The sequence below is a fragment of the Deltaproteobacteria bacterium GWC2_65_14 genome, from assembly GCA_001797615.1.
Taxonomy (GTDB): domain Bacteria; phylum Desulfobacterota; class Deferrimicrobia; order Deferrimicrobiales; family Deferrimicrobiaceae; genus GWC2-65-14.
The window spans coordinates 335-2,262 of record MGPV01000052.1 but is presented as its reverse complement, the minus strand read 5'-3'; the positions used below and the strand labels follow the sequence as shown (position 1 = coordinate 2,262).

The following is a 1,928-nucleotide window of genomic DNA, read 5'->3' as shown; positions in this document are numbered from 1 at the left end:
CGGGTCCTCGATTTCATGATCCTCGGGCTTCGGAAGCCACATCATCATAGCGGCGATGGCGGCGAGCCCGGCGAAGACGACCATCAACACCTCGTTCGCCACCCACCGCGAAACCACGGAACCCGTCAACGCGGCGGCCGTGATGGCGCTCCCCATCGAGATCACGAGCCGGCGGTTCACACACCGGTACCTGTCGTGACGCCACGCCCCGGACAGGCAGGCGAACAACCCTTGCGTGATCGTCAGGCCGGCGACCTGCCGCATGTCCAGGGAGCCAAGACCGAAGGCGGGAGGCAGGTACAGAAGCGCAGGCGCCATGACGATTCCGCCGCCGATCCCGAGCAACCCGGACAGGCAGCTGACCCCGAAACCCGTGAAAAGAATCAATACCGCCAGCCCCGGCTCGATCATGGCAGCGCCTACGACACGACCTCGATCCGCCCTTCCGGTTCCGCGATGAGCTCCCCGATGGCCGCTGCCGAAACGCCCGCTTCGGCGAGGCCGGAGAGCAAGGCCTCGAACCTTGAAGGTTCGACCGCGAAGAGAAGCCCGCCGGAAGTCTGGGCGTCGCAGAGCAGGAGGCGATCGACTTCCTCGATCGCGTTGTGATACTTCACGACCCGGTCGAGAGACGCCTTGTTGCGGCGCGTCCCCCCGGGGATCGAGCCTTTCGCGGCGAGTTCCCGTGCACCCGGAAGGAGGGGAACCGCGGACAGCCGGATCCGCGCGCCGACTCCTGAGAGCATCTCGCGCAGGTGGCCCAGCAGGCCGAAGCCGGTGACGTCGGTGCATGCGCGGACACCGATTTCCCGGGCGACCTCGGCCGCCGCTCGGTTCAAGGACGCCATGGTCTCGATGGCCGCCCTTGCCGCCTCCTCGCCGGCCGTGCCGGCCTTCATCGCCGTGGTCACGATCCCGGTTCCGATCGGCTTCGTGAGGACGAGCCGGTCCCCGGCCCGCCCTCCGACGTTGGCCCAATACTCCTTCGGATGGACGAAGCCGGTCACGCACAGGCCGTACTTCGGCTCCTTGTCGTCGACGGTGTGGCCGCCGACGATATCGATGCCGGCTTCCCTGGCCTTCTCCGCCCCGCCGCGCAGGATCTCCGCGAGAATCGACATCGGCGCCACGTCGCTTGCTCTCGGAAAGCCCACGATGTTGAGGGCCAGGACGGGCCGTCCGCCCATGGCATAGACATCGCTCAGGGAATTCGCCGCGGCGATGGTCCCGAACTGGTAGGGGTCGTCCACCACCGGCGTAAAGAAGTCCACGGTCTGGATCAGCGCCAGATCGTCGGAGACGCGGTAGATCGCCGCATCGTCGGCGGTCTTGGGTCCGACAAGCACGTTCGGATCGGTGATCTCTTGCAGGCCGCTCAGAACCTGAGCGAGGTCCTCGGGACCGATTTTCGCCGCTCACCCCGCGCAGCTGGAGAGCTGGGTCAAGCGCACAGTGCTTTTGGACATGGTCCGCCTCCTTTCCGGCCCGGCTCGACTTCGGCGTTTCCGCCTCGCGCCGGTGATTGCCATGCTATGCTTCCCGGGGCTATACTGGAAATGCATTATATTATTCGTTACCATGCGCTTTCTTTTTGGTAGCCGATGAACCCGCATCTCCTCCGCACCTTCCTCGCCGTCCGGAGGCACCGGAACTACACCCGGGCGGCCGAGGAGGTCTTCCTCACCCAGCCGGCCGTTTCGCGGCAGGTGCGTCAGCTCGAGGAAGAGCTCGGCGTCCGGCTCTTCGAGCAGATCGGCAAGTCGCTTCACCTGACGGATGCCGGCGAGACGCTTGCCGTCGAGGCGGAGAAGCTGCTGGGTGCGATGGAACGGACTGCCGAGGCAGTCCGTTCCCATCGTTCCGCCGACCGCGGTTCCATGCGGATCGGAGCCAGCACGACCCCGGGCTTCTACCTGCTTCCGGACCTC

1 protein-coding gene and 2 pseudogenes (2 of these 3 running past the window's edge) are annotated in these 1,928 nt (G+C 66.1%); 1 reads left to right on the top strand and 2 read right to left on the bottom strand.

Going from position 1 to position 1,928, the window contains the following annotated elements; translation table 11 throughout:
• Positions 1 to 411 (bottom strand): annotated as a pseudogene (locus A2X88_03730) (hypothetical protein) (it extends 384 nt beyond the left edge of the window).
• A gap of 8 nt (positions 412 to 419) precedes the next feature.
• Positions 420 to 1,370, bottom strand: a complete 951-nt coding sequence (locus A2X88_03725) for a selenide, water dikinase SelD (GenBank protein ID OGP33462.1) — start codon at positions 1,368 to 1,370, stop codon at positions 420 to 422.
• Between the two features lie 231 nt (positions 1,371 to 1,601).
• Between A2X88_03725 and A2X88_03720 the strand changes: the two are divergent.
• Positions 1,602 to 1,928, top strand: a pseudogene (locus A2X88_03720) (hypothetical protein); it runs 334 nt beyond the window's last position.